The sequence below is a fragment of the Actinacidiphila bryophytorum genome, from assembly GCF_016916835.1.
Classification (GTDB): Bacteria; Actinomycetota; Actinomycetes; order Streptomycetales; family Streptomycetaceae; genus Actinacidiphila; species Actinacidiphila bryophytorum.
Genome location: NZ_JAFFIX010000088.1, coordinates 1 through 343 on the forward strand (window position 1 = coordinate 1; position 343 = coordinate 343).

General features: G+C 73.5%; 1 pseudogene. It reads right to left on the reverse strand.

Annotated elements, in window-relative coordinates:
- Positions 1-290: pseudogene (locus JT723_RS34705) on the reverse strand (L-arabinose isomerase); the annotation flags it as partial.
- Between the last annotated feature and the right edge of the window lie 53 nt (positions 291-343).

Here is a 343-nt window from a genome sequence, read left to right on the forward strand (position 1 = left end):
CGCAGCAGATCCAGGCCGCCGATCCACATCTTCGCCGGGGAGAAGGTGTGCATCCAGGCGATCAGCCCGACGCAGGACGGGTCGGAGTTCGCCGCGAGCACGGTGCCGGTGATCGCGGCGGCGTCGGTGAGCACCGGCTTCCACACCACTCGCGCAGGGCTGCCGGGCAGCGCGGCGAGCTGGTCGGCGATCTGCCGGGACTGGTCGGCGACCTGCGCGAGGGTGTCGGGGCCGTACAGGCCCTGGCTGCCGGTCAGGAACCAGACCTCTGCGGTGGGTGCGGGCTTCATGCGGTGGCCTCTCGGTCGGTGGCGGGGCGGTCGGCGGGCCGCTCTGTGGCGGG